Source organism: Streptococcus sp. 1643 (genome assembly GCF_006228325.1).
Lineage (GTDB): Bacteria > Bacillota > Bacilli > Lactobacillales > Streptococcaceae > Streptococcus.
In genome coordinates this window covers 734,233-755,981 of sequence record NZ_CP040231.1, presented here as the reverse complement: position 1 = coordinate 755,981, position 21,749 = coordinate 734,233, and the positions used below count along the sequence as shown (strand labels likewise).

Here is a 21,749-nt window from a genome sequence, read left to right as displayed (position 1 = left end):
CTTTCCATTCAATCCTTACAGACTTTCATCGGTTTGATTTTCGTATTCTCTGATAAGTTTGGCACGTTTTTCACTGGCATCAATGTTTAGTACAAGCGCGATGGCCACGGATAATACCAATAGACTGTTCCCACCTTGTGAAAGGAAGGGGAAGGTTACCCCTGTAGAAGGAATCAATCCTGAAATCCCACCGATATTGACAAAGACCTGAACAAGGATCATTCCTCCGACACCAATAGCAACCATGGAGTTAAAAGGATCCTTTGCTCGAATACCAACTAAGATGATTCGCAAAATCAAGAAGAAGAGTAAAGCCAAAATCATACTGGCTCCAACAAATCCAAACTCCTCGATAACAATCGAAAAGACGAAATCCGTATGGGCTTCTGGCAGATAACCACGCTTCTCAATAGAATTCCCTAGTCCCAGTCCGAACCAGCCTCCATTTACCATTGCATAGTAAGAATTTGCGAGCTGGTGCCCTGCACCCGCCAAGTCATTAAAGGGATTAAAGAAGGCACTAAAACGTTTAGCAACGTAACCAAATACAGGAATTTGAGAGAACTTTTCAACCCCAACAAAGCGAATGACAGACAAGACTAACATTGAGCTCCCTGCCAAGAGAGCTAGAATGGTCGAGAACCAACGATAGGCGATTCCACTAACCGTATACATGATGAGCGCCACCAAGACCAAGATGGTCGCATTACCCAAGTCTGGGAAAATTCCCAAACTACCAATCAGAACCAGCAGAACAAAACGCCAGTCGTTAAAAGCTCGAGGAAGCCACTGATTCTGTGTCAAAACCTGGAAGTCATAAACCGCAATCTCATCTTGTTGTTTTGAAAATCGATGTGCCAGGTACCAGATGATGATAATCTTAAGGTACTCAGCAGGCTGAATCGTTACAGGTCCTACAGAAATCCATCCGTATGCTCCATTGACAGGTGTTCCGACCAGTCGCGCCAGAGCTAAAAGAACCATCTCCACAATCATCACGGTAAAAATGAGACGCCCATTTCTTAGGAAACCTAATTTTAATTTATAGATTAAGGCAATCAGAATCAAACTAGCTATCCAGAAGATCCCCTGGTTACGCACCAATTGAAAGGCACTTTTCCCTTCTTCGATCAAGGTTGCACTCGTTGTCGAGTACACCACAATCAGCCCCAAAATCGATAAAAGGAAGTAAGGAATCAAAATGGAATAGTTTAGTAGGTGCCTTTTACTAATTTTCATATTTCACCACTCTAATAGGAACAGACGCTTCTGTTCCCAATTCCGTTTTATTTTCTAGTTTTGATTGCTATTATACCACTTTTTCAGAAAGAAAAAAACTCTTATCCTTTAATCCTTCGAATTTTACTCATTTTCTAGTATCAGGTATAAAAAAACAAATCTCAAAAGAGATTTGTTTTTTGCTTTCTTAGTTAGATGAAGAGCTGCTGCTTGAGCTTGAGTCACCACCACCGATGTATTGGGTGAAGATGTTTTGGAAGGCTTGGTCTTTAACCTTGATGTTTGCTGCTTGCAATTCTTTACCAATTACTCCTTGAACAAAGGCTGAATCATTTTGTTTTTGAGTCAAGATGATGGTCTTCAATTTTTCTTTGTAATCCTCTATATTAGAAGATTTTTCTGTTTTCTTCGTTACTTTGATGATGTAGAACTGACTGCTGTAGGCTTGTGTTCCAGTAGCTGTAATCACATCAGAAACCCCGTTCACATCCAAGGCAAAGGCTGCTTTCTTGACTTGTTCTGGAAGTTCTGTTGAAGCAGAGTCAAAAGTGATTTCTCCACCATTTTCTTTTGTCTTATCATCGTTAGAGTTGTCTTTTGCCAACTGAGCAAAATCCGCACCTTCTGCTTTAGCTTTCTCAAGTACTTCTTTTGCCTTGTCTTCATTATCCAAACGAATGATTTGAGCTGTTATATCTGGTGTGTAAGACTCAAAAGCTTTTTGGTAAGCTTCGTCTGTCAACTCACTCTCAGCAGCCTTCTTAACTGCCAATTCAACCAATTTGCTGGTACGGATTTGAGCTTTACGAGTCTCAGGTGTCATACCTGCACGTTGAAGCACGCTGTTGTAGCTATCGCCGTATTTCTTTTGTTCTTCAGCAACGGCGTCATCCACATCTTTATCCGTTACCTCTGACCCATATTGTTGTTCAAATACTTTTTGGATAGTCATATTGAGCAAGACTTGTTGTGCAGTTGGATTGTTCTTTACTTCTTCAAAGAATTGATGTTCTGTAATCACATCGCCCTTCATGCTGATCAAATCTTTTCCTTCAGAACTGTTTGAACAAGCTGCAAGTGTTGCTACTGATAAAAGTGTGATGGCTCCTGCCATAAGTTTTTTCTTCATGTTTACTCCTTTTTCTAAAAACGGTCGAAAATTTCTCTAGACCAACTCAATCATTATACCATATTTTAAAGCAGATAACTTAAATAAGACTAAAAATAGTAGCTTTTAAATTTTAAACGATTCAGTTTTTTTCATTCCAAAAAGAACCTGAACAATCGTTCAAGTCCTTTGTTTGTCTTGTATTATTTTTTAGTGACGTCCTTTGTAAGTCAAGCCTGCTAGACCAAGACTTGCAAGGAGGAAACCTGCAAATCCAAGAATTGAATTTTGTTCGCCAGTGTTTGGTAGGGCTTTCGACCCACCTTCAGTCTTGGTATTCAGCGGTGTAGCTTGCGCTTTTGTGGTATCTGCTCCATTGCTATTTTGAGCTGTGGTTGTTGTATTTTCACCACCTACAACAGCAATAGGCATTTGTATGCTACTGTCATTGCGATTTGCAGCAACATTTTTGAATGTCATTGCATAGATACTAAAGTGGTTGGTTTCAAAAGTCACCTTATCTGCATCTTGCTTGAAATCAAGTGCTTGCAAAGCGCCATCTGGGGCAACATAGTAGACATTTTCAACTGGCTTGTCGGCAGAAAGGGTCACTAAAACCATGCCATTTGGCTGGATAGCCTTGCCGTTTGCGTCATATAAATGAATGTCATAAGCCTTATAGCTTTTCGTCTCAAGTGATTTAGCTTTGGTTTCTTCTACCTTGATGTAGCTAACATTTTTGAGCGTTGCCTCTGAGCCACGAACTTGAACGCTTCCAGCTTCGTTTGAAAGAACTCGGCTTGTGCTTGGAGTAGCTGGATTTGTAGGAGTTACAGGAGTTGTTGGGACTGTTGGAACAACTGGTGTAACTGGTTTTGGTGTGTCAGAAGGCTTAGGTACCGGTTTTACTGCCGGTTTCGGTGTATCTGATGGTTTAGTTTCCGGTTTTACTTCTGGTTTTGGTGTCTCTGAAGGCTTAGGTTCTGGCTTAACCTCTGGTTTTGGTGTCTCTGAAGGCTTAGGTTCTGGCTTAACCTCTGGTTCCGGAGTCTCTGAAGGCTTAGGTTCTGGCTTAACTTCTGGTTTCGGTGTCTCTGAAGGCTTAGTTTCAGGTTTTACTTCTGGTTTCGGTGTATCTGATGGTTTAGGTTCTGGCTTAACTTCTGGTTTTGGTGTTTCTGAAGGTTTAGTTTCCGGTTTTACTTCTGGTTTCGGAGTCTCTGAAGGCTTGGCATCCGCGTTTACCTTCTTATACTTTAGATACATGTAATTGTCATCCAAAGTACCACCAAAATATGTATTCATTATCCGGTAGTCCACTTTATAACCAGGCATCCAGCTAGCATACGAAACTACCTCATAGCCCTCAATATCTTTATAAATATTGATGGTCTCTCCTGGGTTTAAAACTCCAATTTCTCGAGATATCCTCTCTCCCGTATCTGCATCGAAATAATCGATACGATATTTGAGGGGCTCCTGCTTTTCTTCATCTTTTGGCGCTGGTTTTGGTGTGTCTGAAGGCTTAGCATCCGTCTTTACCTTCTTATAATCTAGAAACATGTAACGTTCAAACGTTTGACCACCAAAATATCTATTCATTATCCTGTAGTCCACATTATATCCAGGCATCCAGCTATCATTCGAAACTACCTCATAGCCATCAATATTTTTATGGATATTAACAGTTTCACCAGGATTTAATACTCCATATTCTCGAGATATCTCCTCTCCCGTTTCTGCATCGAAATATTCGATAAGATAGTTGATGGGCTCTTGTTTTTCGTCAGCTTTTGGCGCTGGTTCTGGTTTTACTTCTGGTTTTGGTGTCTCTGAAGGCTTAGTTTCCGGTTTTACTTCTGGTTTCGGTGTCTCTGAAGGCTTAGCATCCGCATTTACCTTCTTATATTCTAGAATAATGTATCGATATCCAGAAAAAGACCCAAAATATCTATCCATTAACCGGTAGTCCACATTATAACCAGACATCCAACGACGATTCGTAACTACCTCATAGCCATCAATATTTTTATGGATATTGATAGTTTCACCAGGGTTTAAAACTCCGATTTCTCGAGATAGCCTCTCTCCCGTATCTGCATCGAAATAATCGATACGATATTTGATGGGCTCTTGATTTTCGTCAGCTTTTGGTGCTGGTTTCTCCGTAGGTTGAGATGGTTTTTCATATCCAATATAGCCCGCTGGTCGATAATAACTATAATTAACTGAAATATGATCGCTTTCTACACCGTCAACAACAGCAGGATAAAAGTTGAATTTCTCGTAAGGTACAGTTTCTCCAGGTTTATAATGATTACCAGTAGTTGCTCCCCATCTTCCCTCTTCGTGTCTAGAATCCGTTATCTCTTCCAAAATATAGCCATCTATATCACCCTTAGGTAAAGTAAAACTCTCACCTGGCTTAATAGTGACTGTTATATCTCGTTTATCTTCATCAATAGAATGATACTTACGATGAGGTGGGAGTGTACCATCAGGCATAATTTTAGGAGTTCCAGTATAACTAAAGCTAATATGAAGAGTCCGTTCGCTCCTATTGGGCTTTTCCAGTGGAAGTGTCTCATATTCAAGCTGATAATGTGCTATGATTGTATCGCCCTCTTTGGTGAGAGTAAACATCCCATATTTCAATGAATCATATACTTGACGAGGTTTAGATCCAACTGTCTTCCCATAATAATTTAGTTTATCATAACTAATATTCAGAATTTTGGGGTAAGATCTATTAAGCCTATAGCCTTCAAATGTTGGAGCATCAATTGTTAAATCTTCACCAAAGTTAACATTTCCTGTCAACGTTTTAGTAGGTTCTACTTTCTCCCCAGTCCTTATATCCTTAAAATCTAGTTCAATCACATATCGGATAGGAAGATGCTTTTCTTCATTTAAGGTTGCATGTCCCTCAGGAGTATCAGATGGTTGAGACTCTGCTGGATTTGTTTCTGACTCAGATTCAGGTTTCACTTCCTCAGCCGGTTTAACCTCTGGTTTTTCTGAATCACTTAGTTTGGCATTTTCTACTGGTTTTGAAGCTGTATTTGGCTTTTCTGCCACATTTGTGTCAGCCTGAACTGTAAAAGCTGGCACTGCACCCAACACCGCAACCGCAAAGGTTGCAACACCGAGTCGTAATAACTTATGGTTTCTCATATAGAACCCTCCTAAAATAAAATCCTTTCTTCCCTACTAGAAAAAGGAATTAACTGTATCGTGTAACGACCGTTAAACGATACACTTAAAAAACAAAAAAATACAAATCCAACACAGGCTCAAATCCTTGTTAAATTCGTATTTTCTGAAATATTCACATTGTTATTTTGAATGTTTCGCAAAACGGTCGTTAATCGAAACATATTTACGCCTTCATTGTAGCATTTTGTCTGGTTTTTAGCAAGAATTTTGCGAAACTTTTTTGCGATTATTGGCAACCTTGTTTCGTTCCAAGACTTTATAGATGGTTGAGGTCGAAATTCGTTCTGTTTTTGCTATTGTTCTGATGCTTGTTCCCCCTGCCAAATACTGCTCAATAATTCTCCCCTCCTTCTTTTTCGAAATTCGCTTAGCACCCAGTTTGACGCCTTTTTCATTGGCTTTACGAAGCCCTTCACGAGTACGAAATCGCAAATTTTCCAGTTCACTTTCTGCCACAAAATCTAAAATCATACAAAGTAACCTACCAATGAGCTAGTCAGTTTCCAATTTTTCATGCAAACTGACTAGCTGAATATCCGAATCATTAAATTGTTCAATCAGTTCTAGCAATTTAAACATAGAGCGCGTAAGCCTATCAAGCTTGTAGATGGTGAAAGTGACTTGCGTTCCTTTTTCGAAAGCGTTTGAGCCAATTTTAGAGCCTTTTCGAGCTCTGAGCGTACATTGTTTGAACCAGATTCACGTTCGATAAAGAGCTGGTCGCAGTGCTTAAGAGCCTCGATTTGCACCTCTAAGCCCAAATCTTGCTTATGCGTTGAAACGCGTGTATAGCCGATATTTATGGTGGTTTGAGACATAAAAATCCTCCTATTACTTGGTACAGGAGGATTGTGCTATTTTTTAATTTATTCCATTTCTGGTAAAGTTACATTTTTCACATTCTTTCGTAGCATGAGAATGCCGTCCCCAAGCGGAACTAGAGTCGCCGTTAGACCAGGATTGTCCAACGTTGCGTCGAAAAGTCTTTGCAAACCACGGTAAATAGTTCGTTGACCTCGGCGGACTTCCATGATATCCTTGGCAACATCGCCTCCTTGGAAAATGTCATCCAAGACCACTACTCCACCGACTTCCAAATGTTTAAGAATTTCAGGTAGAAAGACGATATACTTGGACTTGGCAGAATCCATAAAGACAAAGTCATAAGTTTCTGTCAGACTAGATAAAACATCGACTGCATCTCCCTCTAAGAGGGTGATTTGCTTACGCCTGTCAAACTGAGAAAAGTTTTCCTTGGCAAAACCAATCATCTCAGGATTACGGTCAATGGTTGTAATCTTGGCATCTGGCGCATGTTCCGCCATCAAGAGGGCTGAAAAGCCAATTGCCGTCCCAATCTCCAAAATGTTCTTGGGCTGTATGGTCTCCATGAGAAATCGAAAATACGCGACCGTTTCATGGGGAATAATGGGAATGTTTTCCTTGCGAGCGAAGGTCTCCAATTCTTTCAAAGAACCTGTCACCTGTTTTTGACGCTGGCGCATGAGTTCTACGATTTCTTCCTTGACGACAGGCCGGCGCATGTTATGGTTGGCATTTTTACTATAAGACTCTACCATCTTAAGCTAGTCCCAATTTTTCAACAAGAGCTTCAAACTCGTTCAAGCGACGTTCAAAGACTGCAAAGGCATCGTTGAGATAGTCTTCCTTCTCCATATCCACACCCGCTTTTCTCATGACATTGAGCGGATAGTCTGACTTACCAGCCTTGAGGTAGTCGATATAGCGGTCACGGTCTTCTTGACTACCATGGACAATCTTCTCAGCCAAGGCTGAAGCAGCTGCAAAACCAGTTGAATACTGATAAACATAGTAGTTATAGTAGAAGTGTGGAATGCGTGCCCACTCGTATTGGATCTGAGGATTGTCTTCCTTGCTGAGTCCATAGTACTCTTGGTTCAAGTCAGCGTAGAGCTTATTGAGGAAATCGCTTGTCAAGACTTCACCGTTTTGATCAGCTTGGTGAATGGCATGTTCAAACTCAGCGAATTGAGTTTGACGGAAGACTGTTCCACGGAAGCCGTCCAAGAAGTTATTGAGGATAGCAAAGCGAGTTGCATCGTCTTCTACTTCTTCCAATAATTTCTCAGTCAAGATGTTTTCGTTGGTCGTTGAGGCAATCTCAGCCAAGAAGATAGAGTAATCTCCGTAAACATAAGGTTGGGTTTCACGAGTATAGCTAGAGTGCATACTGTGACCTGTTTCATGGACAAGGGTAAAGAGATTGTCTAAATTGTCCTGCCAGTTGAGAAGCATGAAGGCATTGGTATCATAAGAACCACCAGAGTAGGCACCAGAACGTTTGCCTTGGTTTTCATAGACATCAATCCAACGCTCGCTAAAGGCACGTTTGACACGGCTCAAGTAGTCGTCACCCAAGACTGCCAAGGCCTCTTCTGCTTTCTTCAAGGCTTCTTCGTAGGTAAAGCTGTATTCTACTGAAGATAGTGGTGTGTAGACATCGTACATCTTGAGATCAGAAATACCCAAGATTTTTGAACGAAGCTCGAGGTAACGATGCAAAAGTGGCAAATGCTTGCGAACTGCTGCTACCAAATTGTCATAGACACTTTCTGGAACAAAATTTGCTGCGAGGGCTGCATGGCGAGCACTCTTATAGTTGCGAACTTTTGCTCGGTAGTTTTGCACCTTAACATTTGTCTGCAAGGTCTTCGCATAAGTGTGTTGGAATTGCTCATATGTCGCATAAAGGGCTTCATAGGCACCACGACGCACTTCACGGTTTTTAGACTCCATCAAACGGATGTAAGTACCGTGTGAGAGTTGCACTTCCTTACCTTCGTCATCAAGCACGTATGGGAAGCTAATATCCGCATTGTCCAAAATAGCGAAAGTTTCACTAGCAGCGCCAAAGATTTCTCCTGCTCCAGCAAGTAATTCTTCCTCACGTTGTGAAAGAACATGGTCTTTCTTTTGCAAGAGCTTGTCAAAAAAGTGTTTGTAAACTTGGAGTTTTGGTTGAGCTTCTAGGAAGGCCGCATACTGCTCTTCCCTAATCTCCATAAACTCAGGTTCATAGAATGAAAAGGCTTGTTCTAACTGACTGTATAGGGTCATTGCCTTAGCATAGTACTCTTGATACTTGGCTTCACGCGTGTCCTGGTCATTTTTCATATGCGCATAGACATAAAGTTTTTCAACTTGGCGTTCCAAGTCGAGTGAGAATTCTGTGATCTCAAGCAAACTGTCTGCGCTGTCCAAGAGATGTCCCTCATACTGGGATGCTGTTTGTACTTTTTCAGTTAAATCTTTCAAGGCTTCTTCCCAAGCCTGGTCTGTTGGGTAGATTGTCGAAAGATCCCATGTATCTTTTTCATTTATTTCATGTCGTTGTAATACCATAAGATTCCTCCATCCTTTCTATTTTACCACATTTTTTGAGAAATATAAGTGATAAAAGGCTGGTGGATAGAGCTTTTGGCGATTATTTTTCGGATTTTTTTGATAGTAAGCCTGAAAATTTCTATAATAGCTATCCAAATCCGTTTCAATCTGCAAAAAATCACCCGATTCTATCGGTCTGACCTGGGGATACCAGTCGTCCAGTTGATGCTTTAATAGATTGTCTCCTTGATAATAAGCTTCCTCCTGCTTCTTCATCCAGTAGGGCGTTTGATAGTACAACTGCTGGCGAATGTAGTGACAGATAGTTGAATCTTGCACAACAGCAAAACGAGGCAGTTTTTGTTTTTGATAAGGAAATCGTAGAATTTCCAAGAGATTTCCTTGGCCATAGGGAAATTCCTTGACCTGAAAATGAAGCTTGCCACGTAGGTCCTGATGCAAAAGATATTTGAGTCTCAAAACTTGCTTTTTGATATCCAGTTCCCAAACATAAAATCCCATATTTTGACTAAAATAGAGAAATCCCCTTTGCAATTGTGTTAATCGCTCTTTTAACCAGAGTTTTTCTCCCAGTAGCCAGATAACCTGATAGCCCTGGCTGCGGTATCCTTGACTTCTATCGCCTAAAAGCTTTTGAGACAAGGGACTGCACTGAACCTCCAGAGCTAGTTTCTCATTGACGAGAACATCTGCTATCTGCTGAATCTCGGGCAGACTATATTCTAAGGCGACCTGATTGTCCTTCTTGGCCCAATGATAAAGGGCCTCTTTGTTGCCTAAGTGTTCTGGACTTTCATTTTCAAAAATGGCAATACAATCTCTTAACCTTTCATGGGCAAAGTGCGTTCGAATACTCTGTCCTTGACGTAATCGTAGTCCGCCCCCACAGGCTGGACAAGTATAAGCTTGCTTGGTCACATCTTTTTCAAGGGCATTCACCAAATTCCCCTTGGCATCTCTGGCTACAAACATGGGCTACCTCCTTTTCTCATTTATTCGAAAAAGAAGTAAAAAAGACTGGAATCCAGCCTTTCATGATATTATTTCTTATCTCTTTTGTCTCTTAGAGTATTTTTTCAGCATGGGAATGAGATTAGGAATCTGCTCACTTCTAATGACCAGCACGCCGTATTCCTGGCAGCGATTGGCATAAGCAGGATTGATTTTCCCCGTACAGACAATTAACTTGAGGCAACTCTCCCCAGCAAAATGATTGGCATAGACTTCTAGTTCATTGATGGCTTCAACAGATAAATCTGTCATCTTGCAAGAGATAAAGGTAATCGAGCGTCCCTTTCTCAAAATGACATCAATCTCATTTTGAACATTGTCTGCCTCTGGAAAGATACCATTCCAATCAATCTCACCACCTATCATGCACTCATCAAACAGCTGAGATTCAAGCGCCAAGAGATAGAGATATACCTCTAAAATATGTCCCTTATTGCGGCAAAAGACTTGAGCCTCTTGACTTGGAAAGCTGTAGGCTACTCGTTTTTTGTCCTCACTTTCAATACAAAGCATCCCTGCTTCCACAAGTAAAGGAATAAGGGATTTTGGATAGTGATAATACCTGCCATTGTTTTCCAGTATCTTTTCTGTCTCAGCATGCAGGTCATTGGTCTTAGCTAGAGAGAAAAATTGGGTCACTTGATACCAGTGGGCAGGATTGGCAATGGCAGAGCTGGCTAGCTTTTTGATGGCTGCAATTTGCTGAGCTGAGTGGATAGGGCGTTTTGATTTGAGCATTTTTCCACCACGCAAGGCTATCAACTGTTGGATGCTTAGGGTTGGAATGTCCATGTCTTCTTTTTCTAACTGACCGGCTACCCACTTGTATTGTTTTCCCCGCTCGACATCCATGGCAACGATGGGGAGGTGGCGATCCAAGCCGTATTGATAGAGAGATAAGGCTAGGAGCGAATCCCCACCAAAAACATCAAGAAGAACCTGGTCATAGCCTGCTAGACAATAATCTAACTGGTTTGCTAGTTGTTCTAAGGATAACTGACGAAAGGTCACTCGTTGGATATGAGGTACCTCTTCCATGATAAACTGACGGAGAGAGAGCTTCTCTTCATTGCTTATTTTCGTCAAAGATAGAAAAAGAATCTCATCACAATCACTGATAAAGGCTTGGTAGACATTCTTTTCCAATACATGCCGATCATATAGCTCCACCAAAAGACTCGTCATTTGATCACCTCCATCATAAAGACTTTCTTGCGCTGAGATAGACAGTAACACACTTCTACTGCTCAGATTTCCTACTTCTAGTATAGCATAAAATCCTGCTCACCCCAATCAACCAACGCAAACAAAAACGAATAGAAACCTTGCAAAGTGGTTTCTATTCGCTGGTATAGGTTTGATTTACTTGATTTACTTGATTTTCTTGGCTAGCATAGTCGCAAAGCGTAGTTGAATGCGATTACCATTTTCATCACGACGGTGCAGATGTCCTGGGTTTTCATTATATTTGACCAATTCCCAATCCTTGTAGTAGTCCGCCAGTTCCCCTTCTTTAAAGGTGAATGGGAAGTTAACCGAGCAAGGATAATCCTCCGTGTCCATGGCACAGACGATGAGATTGTAGCCACCGACTGTGGTGTGCTCCTGCATATTTTGGATAATAGCTGGAATACGGTCCGCTTGTAGGAACATCAGAACAACTGTCGATACGATAAAATCATAGTCTTGGCTAATGCTGGCTGAATTGATATCGTATAGTCCGACAGGCATGTCTAAATCCTCTTGCTCTACGATGCTTTGCAAGATTTCAAGGGACAATTCATTTTGATCCACAGCTGTCACATCAAAACCATTCTGTGCGAGAAAGAGAGAGTTACGCCCCTGACCACAACCCAAATCCAAGGCTCTTCCTGGTTTCACCGTCTGCATAGCCTCTAGGACCTCTGAATGGACTGGATTGGTCTGGTATTTCTTAGGGAAATAATCCTCAGGTTTACAATAAAATTCCAAGTACCACTCTACATCGTCTGTCGCAGCCTCCACTCGGTGCCAGGCTTGTGGTTGCGCCATGGGATTATCAGCTCCTGCCTCAAAGAGGTGCTCAGCTAGAACCTCACCATCTTCAGTCAGCTCAATAAACTTGAGTGCCCCCTTTAAGACAGTAATTTTTCCCCAAGTGCCGACCTTAGTATTGTGCTTTTGCTGAACTGCTTCAGGCATGGTCTGTTTATTCCACAAGGGCATCCGTTTATAGGCAATTAATTTTTCCATTTTACTTCCTCTTCTTAACGCTGGTTGACAGCTTTCATCACACGCGCGATGTCGCGGTTTTGTTCACGTCGCTTGATAGACTCCCGTTTATCATAGTCATGTTGCCCTTTAGCAAGTCCTAAAAGAAGCTTGGCGTAGCCATCTTTGATATAGACTTTAAGGGGAACAAGGGTCATTCCTGTTCCTTTGGTCTCTTGTTCCAATTTTTGAATTTGCTTCTTATGGAGCAAGAGTTTACGACGGCGTTCAGGTTCCTGGTTCCAGATATTACCCTCTTCGTAAGGGGCGATATGAACATTGCTCAGCCAGACTTCCCCATTTTTTACTTGGGCAAAGCCGTCCTTGAGATTGATTCGAGCAGCTCGAACGCTCTTGATTTCCGTTCCTGTCAGGACCATTCCTGCCTCTAGCGTATCTACGATTGTATAGTCGTGGTGCGCCTTTTTATTTTGTGCGACGACCTTTCCCTCGCCCTTTGCCATGCTTGGCTCCTTTCTTAGCTACTTCTTTGTAAAAAGGTTTCTTGCCTTTTTTCTTCTTGTCTTTTTGTGAATGCTTGTGCTTATCATTTAAGCGCCCTGATTTTCTCTTGTCTTCCTTCTTATCCGAACGACGACTTGAACCACGACTTCTGTCTTTGCGCCCAGCTTGTTTCAAGCCTTTTTCGATAACATCAAACTCACTTGGGATATAGGAGAAATCAATCTCACCTGTCATCTTATCCGCTCTTTCAACCCGAATGCGAATCTGCTGTCCTACACGGAAGGTTGTGCCTGATTTCTCCCCACGGAGTGTCAAATCTCGCTCATTGAAATGATAAAATTCAGGTAGATTGGTAATGTGAATCAAGCCTTCAACTGTATTTGGCAATTCAACAAAGAGACCGAATTTGACGATGCTGGATACAACCGCATCATACTCTTCACCCACGTATTCTTCCATGTACTCAGCCTTTTTCATGGCTTCGACTTCACGCTCCGCCTCGATGGCACGACGCTCACGGTTGGAAGACTGGGTCGCAATCTCTGGAATCACTTGCTCAAAATGCTCTGCTATTTCTTTAGAACGGCCATAGTCCCGAATCATTCGATGGACAAGGAGGTCTGGATAACGGCGAATAGGACTGGTAAAGTGAGTGTAATAATCAGCAGCAAGACCATAGTGACCGTGATTGTGCTCTGAATAGCGAGCTTGTTGCATGGATCGGAGAAGCATCATGGACAATACATCCGCATAAGGCTCTCCCTCAACAGCACGCATGATATCTTGAAGCGCCTCCTGGCTAATTTCACTGGCAGTCCCATAAATCCGCAAACCAAAGCTTGAAGCATAATCAATAAACTTCTGAACTTTTTCAGCCTTGGGCTCCTCGTGGATTCGATAAATGAAAGGTAGATCCAGCTTGCTAAAGTGCTCGGCAACCGTTTCATTAGCAATCAACATGAAGGACTCAATCATCCGCTCGGCAACACCACGCTGACGAAGAACGATATCCACAGGCTTGCCTTTTTTATCCACTAGAATCTTAGCTTCATTAGTATCAAAATTGAGGGCACCACGCTTCTCACGCATGCTTCCTAGCCTTTCATGAAGCTTGGCCATGAGCTCGATACTTGGAACAATTTTCTTAAACTCTCGTCTCTTTTCCTCATCGCCAGCTAGGATATCATTAACAGCGATATAGGTCATACGGAAGCTCGTCTTGATAACTGTTTGGGTAATGGTGTAATTAACCACACGACCATGTTTATCAATTTCCATAATAGCAGACTGGGTCAAGCGATCGACTTGAGGATTGAGAGAGCAGATGCCATTTGACAAACGCTCTGGAAGCATTGGAACCACTCGGTCTGTCACATAGACAGAAGTCGCGCGGTTAAGGGCTTCCTTGTCAAGGGCAGAACCCTCGGTCACATAGTAGGAAACATCTGCGATGTGAACTCCGAGTTCGATATTGCCATTCTTTAAAGGCTTGATGTGTACTGCGTCGTCCAAGTCCTTGGCATCCGCACCGTCAATGGTAAAGGTAAGCTCATCTCTCAGGTCCAGACGACCTTCCATATCCTTTTGAGACGGAGCTTCTGGTACACTTTCTGCCTCCTTGAGAACAGCTTCTGGAAATTCTGAAACAATATCCATGGATTCCAAGACTTCAAGAACGTCAATCCCAGCATCAGTCGAGTGCCCCACCACATCAAGGACACTAGCAACAAAGAAATCATGTTTCTTACTTGGGTATTTATCGATAAAGACCTTGAGAACCTCTGTCCCTTCCAACTTGATAGCTGGTTTCTTCACATAGATCGGTTGGCTGATTTTCTGATTCTTTGAACGGATGTAGCCCGCATACTTGGGCTTTTCCTGATCCAGAACGATTTGCCCGACAACTGTAGTCAGACTATGCTCTAATATATCAATGATTCTGGCTTCGGCAGCTGTTCCCTTGTTGCGGTCAGCAACTTTCTTGATGACCACCTCAACGGTATCACCATCAATGGCATAGTTGACATCGTTTTTTCCTACAAAAAGATCGTCCTCTTCGCCTTCTAGACTGACAAAGCCAAAGCCGTTTTTATGGGCATGAAAAATCCCTTTGAGGGTAATTTCATGTTTCTTCTTTTGGTCCAGACATAAACTACCATCATCTTCAAAACGAATCTGGTGCTTTCTTTCCATCAGAGACAGGGTTTTAATCAACTCACGGAAATCCTTGGACCCATCCTTTCCGAGAGCCTGAGCTAGATCATTTACCGTCACTCGCCCCTTCTCTTGCAAATATTCTTTAATTTTATCTTTCATGTTCTCTTTCTAGATTTTTATAATTTTTTGAGTGATAACTTTAGTAAACATCATTCAAAATAAAAATAGGCAAAGACCTAGTCCTGCCCATTTCTTATCTACTTGATAATACCGTTAATGCTAAGGCAATGGCTAGCCAGAAAAAGACTAAAATACCTGTCAAACGTTGCATCACAGCTTCAAAACCACGCGCTTTACTACGTTCAAACAAATCACCTGAGCTGGCATCAAATACATTGCTGGATTGGTTCTTAGTTGGTTGCATGAAAATCGCAATCACAATCACAACAGATAATACTAATAAAATGGTTAATAATAGGTTATACATATCAAACTCCTTAAAATCCCTATTATTTTACCATAAATTCTACTTAGATTCAAGATGTAAAGTTACTTTTCTTTCCTTTGGACAATATTTTAACACCTCAATCCTGTCTGGATGGGTTTTGGAGTTCTTACTGGTTAGATAATTCATGCTGCCGCAAGAGGAGCACTTGAGATTGATTTTTACTCGCACTAGATTTCCTTTACTTTTAATAATGATCTAAATTGCACTAAGTTACATAAACAACTGAAAGCTACACAGGCTGCTGTCGCATAAAAGACAGCATGGTAGCCCAAATATCCTGCAACTGCGGATCCCGCCATAGGTCCAATCACTCCACCGAGATAAAAAAAGACTTGGTTGAAGGCGAAAATCCTTGAAATACCTGATTTCGGAGTCATTTTGCTAAGAAGGGCATTAACTCCCGGTATGAGAGCACCTGTTCCCAAACCAAAGAGAAAACGATACAAGCCAAGTTGAAGGGGGCTGGTTGCATGGGCACAAAGAAGGTAAATGATGACGGAATAAATCTGCGCTGCAACTAACAATCTATGATTCCCTACCTTATCACCAAGCTTTCCCATCACTCCAGCGCTCATCATACTAGAAAATCCCATGCTGGATACGATCAATCCTGATACAAAGAGGAGATTCTCAGTCTGCCCTAAGTCCCGCACATAGAGAGCCAGAATGGGGCCAATTGATTGAGCTGAAAATTGAATGACGAAGCTAGTCAAAAATAGATTCACTAAAAGTCTAGGATACTTGAAAGCAGAAAATACTTCTTTTGTTGGGATAGCCTTCTCCTTAGCCACTGGCCGAAAATCTTCCTTGATAAAGAAAATGGTTAGGATTGCAGCTAAAAACAAGAAAGAACCTACCAATAAAAAGACATTACGAATGCCAAAAATTTCAGCAATAAAACCTCCAACAAAGGGACCCGTCAGTGTTCCTGCAACAACACCTGTAGTTAGAGTCCCCAGAGCCGCTCCAGACTTATCTTTGGGTACCTGACTAGCAATCAAGGCTGTTGCATTGGGGACAAATCCAGTAAATACACCATTGAGCAAGCGCAAAAAGAGTAGCCAATAGATATTTGGCACGAAGGCCAAACCTCCCATAGTGATGGTCATGGCAAGCCCAGCTCGAATCATCATGGGCTTTCGACCGTACTTGTCAGCAAGAATACCCCAGATAGGAGAAACTAGAGCTGCTGAAACAGCCGAAACTGAGATGGCTAATCCAGCATAAAAAGCAACTTGGTCTCCTTCAATTCCCAACTGTTCTACAAAGATAGGCATGAAAGGAACGACCAAGGAAATGCTGGCGCCCGTTAGAAAACTACCAAACCAGGCGACACGAAGATTCTCTTTCCAACTAATCTCTTGCACAGCTATCGCCTCCTTCAAGTAACTTCACTACTTGAGCCACAAGCTGATCACGACTGCCATTGTTGTCTAGAACATGACTGGCAAAATCTTTCTTTTTCTCTAAGGGCCATTGGGCGGCCAAACGGGACTCTGCTACTTCCTTAGAAAGATGATCCCGTTTCATGAAACGTTCCACCTGAACATCACGATTCACATAGACCAGCCATGTTTCATCAAACCAAGCACTGTAGTCCTGTTCAAAAAGCAGGGGAATATCCATGAAAAAAATCGCTTCTGTCTGAGTCAACTGGTCTCGCAATGCAGCCAATTCCTCACGAATAATTTCCCCTTGGGTTTGCTTAGACCATTCTCGTTCTTCAGGGTTTGAAAAGATGAGACTAGCTAGGAGAGGGCGATTGAGTTCTCCATTTTCGAGGATAATTTCCTGCCCAAAGTGGTGAACTAAGAGTAGATAAAGACGACCACCAGGTTTTTGTAGTTGGTGAACGACTGCGTCAGCATCCACCACTTGAAAGCCTTTCTCTCTTAGGAAATTTGTCACAGTTGACTTACCAGAAGCAATTCCTCCTGTGATTCCGATGATTTTTCCCATCAGTCCCTCCTTTGACACTGAGGACAAAAATGAGTTCCCCGTCCACCGAGCTGGAATTTCTCAATCACTGTCCCACAGCGGGAACATGCTTGTCCAGTCTTATCATAGACCTGATGGAAGTCCTGCATGGTTCCGTCTTCCCCAAAGGCATTGGTATAGGTCCGAATGGTGGAGCCGCCCTTTTCAACTGCCTGCCCCAAAACAGCAATGGTCTGGTCATGAATGGCTGTCGCTTCTTCTGCTGTCAAAGTCTGGGAAGGTCTTGCTGGATGAACCTGAGCTCGCCAGAGAACCTCATCCACATAGATATTGCCAAGACCAGCTACCAAGGTCTGATCTAGGAGATGGGATTTGATAGGCTTTTTAGACTTGGATAGAGCAGCTTGAAAGACCTGCAAATCAAAGTCCTGCTCTCTTGGCTCAGGGCCTAGTTTCTTAGAAATAAAGTAGGCATCCAAAAGGTCGGGTGCCAGCAATTCCATAGTACCAAACTTGCGCACATCCTCATAAACAAGAGTGCCACTATCTTCAAACCGAATCAAAATATGGGCATGCTTGCGTTCAGAAACCTGATCCGGATAGTAGAAATACTTGCCCTCCATCCGCAGATGGGAAATCAAGACCTTGTCTGTTAGGTAAAAAAGCAGATATTTTCCACGGCGTCCTATTGACTCAATTACTTGATCAGGCACTTCCTTTCGAAACTCGTCCAAATCCGTCTTGATCATCTTAGGATAAGTAATCTCTATATTAGAAATCTTCTTTCCCAAGATCAATTTTTCTAAGCCACGACGAACCGTTTCAACCTCTGGTAATTCAGGCATAAATCCTCCTTCTGTAAAAACAAGAAGCAGGCATGAGCCCACCTCTACTTAGTATTCTTTTTCATTATAGCCAAAGTCTGCCAAATCTAGCTTTTTATCACGCCAGTTTTTCTTGACCTTGACCCAAGTTTCTAGGAAAACCTTGTCCCCTAGCATGAGTTCGATATCACGACGGGCCATGGTCCCAATTTTCTTAAGCATGGCGCCACCTTTTCCGATGATGATGCCCTTTTGGCTATCACGCTCGACCATGATGGTTGCTCGGATATGGACCTTGTCTGTCTCTTCATCACGCTTCATAGAGTCGACCACCACTGCAACTGAGTGAGGAATCTCTTCGCGCGTTAAATGAAGAACCTTCTCACGAATCATTTCTGAAACCAAGAAACGCTCAGGATGATCTGTGATTTGATCAGCTGGGAAATACTGGAAACCTTCCTCTAGATTTTCACTCAAAATATCGATTAGTCGAGAAACGTTATTTCCCTGAAGGGCTGAGATAGGAACAATTTCCTTAAAGTCCATCTGGTTACGGAAGTCATCAATTTGAGCCAGAAGTTGGTCTGGATGAACCTTATCAATCTTATTCACCACCAGAATCACAGGAACCTTGGCAGCTTTCAGACGCTCGATAATCATATCGTCTCCCTTACCACGTGGCTCATCAGCTGGCACCATGAAGAGAACAGTATCCACTTCACGCAGAGTACTGTAGGCAGATTCCACCATAAAATCTCCAAGAGCTGTTTTTGGCTTGTGAATCCCCGGTGTATCGATAAATACGATTTGCTCCTTATCCGTGGTGTAAATCCCCATGATTATATTACGCGTTGTTTGCGCCTTGTCACTCATAATGGCAATCTTTTGCCCCATAACGTGATTTAAAAAAGTTGACTTCCCAACATTGGGACGTCCTAAAATGGCTACAAAGCCTGATTTAAAAGTCATAATTTCCTCTTACTGTTTAAAATATTAAGTCCCAGATTCGTGGGAGAAAAATCAATGCACCTGTTAAGGCTGCGAAAAGAGAGACCACTAATACCGCGCCAGCCGCCATATCCTTGGCATTTTTAGCCAGCATGGAAAAGTGATAGTGACTGGCCAAATCCACCACATTTTCAATAGCAGAGTTGATAATTTCAAAGGCTACTACCAAGAAAATGCTCAATAGGAGAAAGAGCCATTCGATTCGTGACACCTGAAAAACAAACCCTGCAAGGATGACCACGAGAGCCGTCACTGCATGCTTTCGCATATTGCGTTCTTCCTTGAAAGCAGTCAGAATTCCTGTAAGAGCAAATTCTAAACTAGATACCAGGTCACGATTTTTCCATTTTCGTTTATTGTCTTGTGAGTCCATAGGCTGTCAAAATTTCTTCTTGTAAACCGAACATCTCCGCTTCTTCTTCCGGAGTGTAGTGATCGTAACCGTTGATATGTAAAAAGCCGTGTACTGCCAAGAAGCCCATCTCACGCTCAAAGCTGTGACCGTATTCCTCAGCCTGCTCATGAGCTTTATCGATAGAGATGAACAGTTCCCCAATGTAGGCATCAAACTCGGACATCATTTCTGCTAATTCAGGATTTTCAAGCAAATCCTCTTCGTCAAAGGAGATGTCCAACTCTGGTTTATACTCAAGGCTAATGACATCTGTCGGACGATCCGTATCACGGTACTCGAGGTTGAGTTCGTGGCTACGCTCATTGGTCACAAAAGTGACTGCCATCTCCTTGTCTTCTTTTCCTATTTTTTGGGCTGCAAATTCCAAAATTTCTTGGGTTTGTTGCAAGATTTCTTGTGAAACTTGACCAGTTTCATCTACCATTTCAATATACATGTACTTCTCGATTCTCTTTACTTGGCTTTATTATACCACATTTCCATGATTTTATTCTACCTTTTTGATATAATACTATGGAATACAATCACAAGGAGAGAACGATGTCATTTGACGGATTTTTTTTACACCACATGGTTGAGGAATTGCGAAGCGAGTTAGTCAATGGTCGCATCCAGAAAATCAATCAACCTTTTGAACAAGAGTTGATCTTGCAAATCCGCAGCAATCGCCAAAGCCATCGCCTGCTCCTTTCTGCCCATCCTGTTTTTGGACGCATCCAGCTGACCCAAACGACTTTTGAAAATCCAGCCCAACCTTCTACTTTTATCATGGTTTTGAGAAAGTATTTGCAGGGTGCCCTGATTGAGTCGATTGAGCAAGTCGAAAACGACCGTATCGTGGAAATTACCGTTTCCAATAAAAACGAGATTGGGGACCATATCCAGGCTACCTTGATTATCGAGATTATGGGCAAACACAGCAATATTCTACTAGTCGATAAAAGCAGCCATAAAATCCTCGAAGTTATCAAACACGTCGGCTTTTCACAAAATAGCTACCGCACCTTACTTCCAGGATCGACCTATATCGCTCCGCCAAGCACCGAATCTCTCAATCCTTTTACTGCCAAAGATGAAAAACTCTTTGAAATCTTGCAAACCCAAGAACTAACAGCCAAAAATCTTCAAAGTCTCTTTCAAGGTCTAGGACGAGATACGGCAAACGAATTGGAAAGACTCTTGGTTCGTGATAAACTTTCTACCTTCCGTAACTTTTTCAGTCAAAAAACCAAGCCATGCTTAACAGAGACTTCCTTCAGTCCAGTTCCTTTTGCGAATCGTGTAGGAGAGCCTTTTGCCAGCCTTTCTGACTTGCTGGACACCTACTATAAGGACAAGGCTGAACGCGACCGTGTCAAACAGCAAGCCAGCGAACTGATTCGACGTGTTGAAAATGAACTTCAGAAAAATCGACATAAGCTGAAAAAACAAGAAAAAGAATTACTGGCAACAGACAATGCTGAGGAATTTCGCCAAAAAGGGGAATTGTTGACAACCTTCCTCCACCAAGTGCCTAATGACCAAGATCAGGTTACCTTGGACAACTACTACACCAATCAACCTATCACCATTGCGCTTGATAAGGCCTTGACTCCCAGTCAGAATGCCCAACGCTATTTTAAGCGTTACCAGAAACTCAAAGAAGCAGTCAAATACCTGACTGAACTGATCGAAGAAACCAAGGCTACCATTCTTTATCTAGAAAGTGTCGAGACTGTTCTCAATCAAGCTGGGCTGGAGGAAATCGCTGAAATCCGTGAAGAATTGATCCAAACTGGCTTTATTAGAAGACGCCAACGCGAGAAAATTCAGAAACGCAAAAAACCAGAACAGTATCTGGCGAGCGATGGCAAGACCATCATCTATGTCGGACGAAACAACCTGCAAAATGAGGAATTGACCTTTAAAATGGCCCGCAAGGAGGAACTTTGGTTCCATGCCAAGGACATTCCTGGAAGTCATGTCGTCATCTCAGGAAATCTTGACCCATCTGATGAAGTTAAAACAGATGCGGCCGAACTAGCCGCCTACTTCTCCAAAGGGCGCTTGTCAAATCTCGTGCAAGTGGATATGATTGAAGTGAAAAAGCTCAACAAACCAACTGGTGGCAAACCCGGTTTTGTAACCTACACAGGACAAAAGACCCTCCGCGTTACACCAGACCCAGAAAAAATCGCATCTATGAAAAAATCCTGATTCCACTTGAAATCAGGATTTTCTTTT

General features: G+C 42.3%; 22 protein-coding genes. 1 reads left to right on the top strand and 21 read right to left on the bottom strand.

Features of this window, described 5'->3' with window-relative positions; all coding sequences use genetic code 11:
* Positions 1-15: 15 nt before the first annotated feature.
* The 21 genes from FD735_RS04080 to ybeY form a co-directional block, all read right to left on the bottom strand.
* On the bottom strand, positions 16-1,239 hold the full coding sequence (locus tag FD735_RS04080; protein ID WP_139658555.1) for a cell division peptidoglycan polymerase FtsW: 1,224 nt from the start codon (positions 1,237-1,239) through the stop codon (positions 16-18).
* Between the two features lie 187 nt (positions 1,240-1,426).
* Complete coding sequence (gene prsA, locus FD735_RS04075; RefSeq protein ID WP_139658554.1) at positions 1,427-2,368, bottom strand: peptidylprolyl isomerase PrsA; 942 nt, start codon at positions 2,366-2,368, stop codon at positions 1,427-1,429.
* Positions 2,369-2,557: 189 nt separating this feature from the next.
* Positions 2,558-5,521: an LPXTG cell wall anchor domain-containing protein gene (locus tag FD735_RS04070; protein WP_139658553.1), complete on the bottom strand. Its 2,964-nt coding sequence runs from the start codon at positions 5,519-5,521 to the stop codon at positions 2,558-2,560.
* 237 nt (positions 5,522-5,758) lie between these two features.
* The gene (locus tag FD735_RS10030; protein ID WP_369689504.1) at positions 5,759-6,034 is read right to left on the bottom strand and encodes a hypothetical protein; all 276 of its coding nucleotides are present in this window, start codon (positions 6,032-6,034) and stop codon (positions 5,759-5,761) included.
* 21 nt (positions 6,035-6,055) lie between these two features.
* On the bottom strand, positions 6,056-6,172 hold the full coding sequence (locus FD735_RS10025) for a recombinase family protein (RefSeq protein WP_369689506.1): 117 nt from the start codon (positions 6,170-6,172) through the stop codon (positions 6,056-6,058).
* Positions 6,127-6,381 carry a recombinase family protein gene (locus FD735_RS10020; protein ID WP_369689503.1) on the bottom strand — a complete coding sequence of 85 codons (255 nt, stop codon included), beginning with the start codon at positions 6,379-6,381 and terminating at the stop codon, positions 6,127-6,129. Before FD735_RS10020 ends, FD735_RS10025 begins: the two co-directional genes overlap by 46 nt.
* 48 nt (positions 6,382-6,429) lie before the next feature.
* Positions 6,430-7,143 carry an O-methyltransferase gene (locus FD735_RS04060; protein ID WP_139658552.1) on the bottom strand — a complete coding sequence of 238 codons (714 nt, stop codon included), beginning with the start codon at positions 7,141-7,143 and terminating at the stop codon, positions 6,430-6,432.
* A gap of 1 nt (position 7,144) precedes the next feature.
* Entirely contained in the window at positions 7,145-8,947 is a 1,803-nt protein-coding gene (gene pepF, locus FD735_RS04055; RefSeq protein WP_139658551.1) for an oligoendopeptidase F, read from the bottom strand.
* An 18-nt stretch (positions 8,948-8,965) separates the two neighbouring features.
* Positions 8,966-9,922 carry a competence protein CoiA gene (locus tag FD735_RS04050; RefSeq protein WP_139658550.1) on the bottom strand — a complete coding sequence of 319 codons (957 nt, stop codon included), beginning with the start codon at positions 9,920-9,922 and terminating at the stop codon, positions 8,966-8,968.
* A 75-nt stretch (positions 9,923-9,997) separates the two neighbouring features.
* Positions 9,998-11,146, bottom strand: a complete 1,149-nt coding sequence (locus tag FD735_RS04045; protein WP_125391064.1) for a DUF1887 family protein — start codon at positions 11,144-11,146, stop codon at positions 9,998-10,000.
* Between the two features lie 186 nt (positions 11,147-11,332).
* Positions 11,333-12,193: an SAM-dependent methyltransferase TehB gene (gene tehB, locus FD735_RS04040; protein ID WP_000413060.1), complete on the bottom strand. Its 861-nt coding sequence runs from the start codon at positions 12,191-12,193 to the stop codon at positions 11,333-11,335.
* Between the two features lie 14 nt (positions 12,194-12,207).
* On the bottom strand, positions 12,208-12,675 hold the full coding sequence (gene smpB, locus FD735_RS04035; protein WP_139658549.1) for an SsrA-binding protein SmpB: 468 nt from the start codon (positions 12,673-12,675) through the stop codon (positions 12,208-12,210).
* The gene (gene rnr / locus FD735_RS04030; RefSeq protein WP_139658548.1) at positions 12,638-14,992 is read right to left on the bottom strand and encodes a ribonuclease R; all 2,355 of its coding nucleotides are present in this window, start codon (positions 14,990-14,992) and stop codon (positions 12,638-12,640) included. Before rnr ends, smpB begins: the two co-directional genes overlap by 38 nt.
* 94 nt (positions 14,993-15,086) lie before the next feature.
* Positions 15,087-15,320, bottom strand: a complete 234-nt coding sequence (gene secG / locus FD735_RS04025; RefSeq protein ID WP_000282517.1) for a preprotein translocase subunit SecG — start codon at positions 15,318-15,320, stop codon at positions 15,087-15,089.
* 39 nt (positions 15,321-15,359) lie between these two features.
* Complete coding sequence (gene rpmG, locus FD735_RS04020) at positions 15,360-15,509, bottom strand: 50S ribosomal protein L33 (protein ID WP_033628657.1); 150 nt, start codon at positions 15,507-15,509, stop codon at positions 15,360-15,362.
* Complete coding sequence (locus FD735_RS04015; RefSeq protein WP_139658547.1) at positions 15,509-16,708, bottom strand: multidrug efflux MFS transporter; 1,200 nt, start codon at positions 16,706-16,708, stop codon at positions 15,509-15,511. Before FD735_RS04015 ends, rpmG begins: the two co-directional genes overlap by 1 nt.
* Positions 16,695-17,300, bottom strand: coding sequence for a dephospho-CoA kinase (gene coaE, locus FD735_RS04010; RefSeq protein WP_139658546.1), 606 nt, complete (start codon positions 17,298-17,300; stop codon positions 16,695-16,697). The genes FD735_RS04015 and coaE overlap by 14 nt, the downstream gene beginning before the upstream one ends.
* A complete protein-coding gene (gene mutM, locus FD735_RS04005; RefSeq protein WP_139658545.1) occupies positions 17,300-18,124 on the bottom strand; it encodes a DNA-formamidopyrimidine glycosylase in 825 nt (274 codons plus the stop codon). The genes coaE and mutM overlap by 1 nt, the downstream gene beginning before the upstream one ends.
* A gap of 48 nt (positions 18,125-18,172) precedes the next feature.
* Positions 18,173-19,072 (bottom strand): GTPase Era, encoded by a 900-nt coding sequence (gene era / locus FD735_RS04000; RefSeq protein WP_084921933.1) that lies wholly within the window; start codon positions 19,070-19,072, stop codon positions 18,173-18,175.
* 16 nt (positions 19,073-19,088) lie between these two features.
* Positions 19,089-19,484 (bottom strand): diacylglycerol kinase family protein, encoded by a 396-nt coding sequence (locus FD735_RS03995; RefSeq protein ID WP_139658544.1) that lies wholly within the window; start codon positions 19,482-19,484, stop codon positions 19,089-19,091.
* On the bottom strand, positions 19,465-19,962 hold the full coding sequence (ybeY, locus tag FD735_RS03990) for an rRNA maturation RNase YbeY (RefSeq protein ID WP_000275172.1): 498 nt from the start codon (positions 19,960-19,962) through the stop codon (positions 19,465-19,467). The genes FD735_RS03995 and ybeY overlap by 20 nt, the downstream gene beginning before the upstream one ends.
* A gap of 104 nt (positions 19,963-20,066) precedes the next feature.
* Between ybeY and pavA the strand changes: the two genes are divergently transcribed.
* On the top strand, positions 20,067-21,722 hold the full coding sequence (gene pavA / locus FD735_RS03985; RefSeq protein ID WP_139658543.1) for an Rqc2 family fibronectin-binding protein PavA: 1,656 nt from the start codon (positions 20,067-20,069) through the stop codon (positions 21,720-21,722).
* The last annotated feature ends 27 nt before the right edge of the window (positions 21,723-21,749 follow it).

Excerpts from the sequence above, each read along its gene's own strand:
- FD735_RS04080 (WP_139658555.1), bottom strand. The coding sequence starts at position 1,239 with ATGAAAATTAGTAAAAGGCACCTACTAAACTATTCCATTTTGATTCCT.
- prsA (WP_139658554.1), bottom strand. The coding sequence starts at position 2,368 with ATGAAGAAAAAACTTATGGCAGGAGCCATCACACTTTTATCAGTAGCA.
- FD735_RS04070 (WP_139658553.1), bottom strand. The coding sequence starts at position 5,521 with ATGAGAAACCATAAGTTATTACGACTCGGTGTTGCAACCTTTGCGGTT.
- FD735_RS10030 (WP_369689504.1), bottom strand. The coding sequence starts at position 6,034 with ATGATTTTAGATTTTGTGGCAGAAAGTGAACTGGAAAATTTGCGATTT.
- FD735_RS10020 (WP_369689503.1), bottom strand. The coding sequence starts at position 6,381 with ATGTCTCAAACCACCATAAATATCGGCTATACACGCGTTTCAACGCAT.
- FD735_RS04060 (WP_139658552.1), bottom strand. The coding sequence starts at position 7,143 with ATGGTAGAGTCTTATAGTAAAAATGCCAACCATAACATGCGCCGGCCT.
- pepF (WP_139658551.1), bottom strand. The coding sequence starts at position 8,947 with ATGGTATTACAACGACATGAAATAAATGAAAAAGATACATGGGATCTT.
- FD735_RS04050 (WP_139658550.1), bottom strand. The coding sequence starts at position 9,922 with ATGTTTGTAGCCAGAGATGCCAAGGGGAATTTGGTGAATGCCCTTGAA.
- FD735_RS04045 (WP_125391064.1), bottom strand. The coding sequence starts at position 11,146 with ATGACGAGTCTTTTGGTGGAGCTATATGATCGGCATGTATTGGAAAAG.
- tehB (WP_000413060.1), bottom strand. The coding sequence starts at position 12,193 with ATGGAAAAATTAATTGCCTATAAACGGATGCCCTTGTGGAATAAACAG.
- smpB (WP_139658549.1), bottom strand. The coding sequence starts at position 12,675 with ATGGCAAAGGGCGAGGGAAAGGTCGTCGCACAAAATAAAAAGGCGCAC.
- rnr (WP_139658548.1), bottom strand. The coding sequence starts at position 14,992 with ATGAAAGATAAAATTAAAGAATATTTGCAAGAGAAGGGGCGAGTGACG.
- secG (WP_000282517.1), bottom strand. The coding sequence starts at position 15,320 with ATGTATAACCTATTATTAACCATTTTATTAGTATTATCTGTTGTGATT.
- coaE (WP_139658546.1), bottom strand. The coding sequence starts at position 17,300 with ATGGGAAAAATCATCGGAATCACAGGAGGAATTGCTTCTGGTAAGTCA.
- mutM (WP_139658545.1), bottom strand. The coding sequence starts at position 18,124 with ATGCCTGAATTACCAGAGGTTGAAACGGTTCGTCGTGGCTTAGAAAAA.
- era (WP_084921933.1), bottom strand. The coding sequence starts at position 19,072 with ATGACTTTTAAATCAGGCTTTGTAGCCATTTTAGGACGTCCCAATGTT.
- FD735_RS03995 (WP_139658544.1), bottom strand. The coding sequence starts at position 19,484 with ATGGACTCACAAGACAATAAACGAAAATGGAAAAATCGTGACCTGGTA.
- ybeY (WP_000275172.1), bottom strand. The coding sequence starts at position 19,962 with ATGTATATTGAAATGGTAGATGAAACTGGTCAAGTTTCACAAGAAATC.
- pavA (WP_139658543.1), top strand. The coding sequence starts at position 20,067 with ATGTCATTTGACGGATTTTTTTTACACCACATGGTTGAGGAATTGCGA.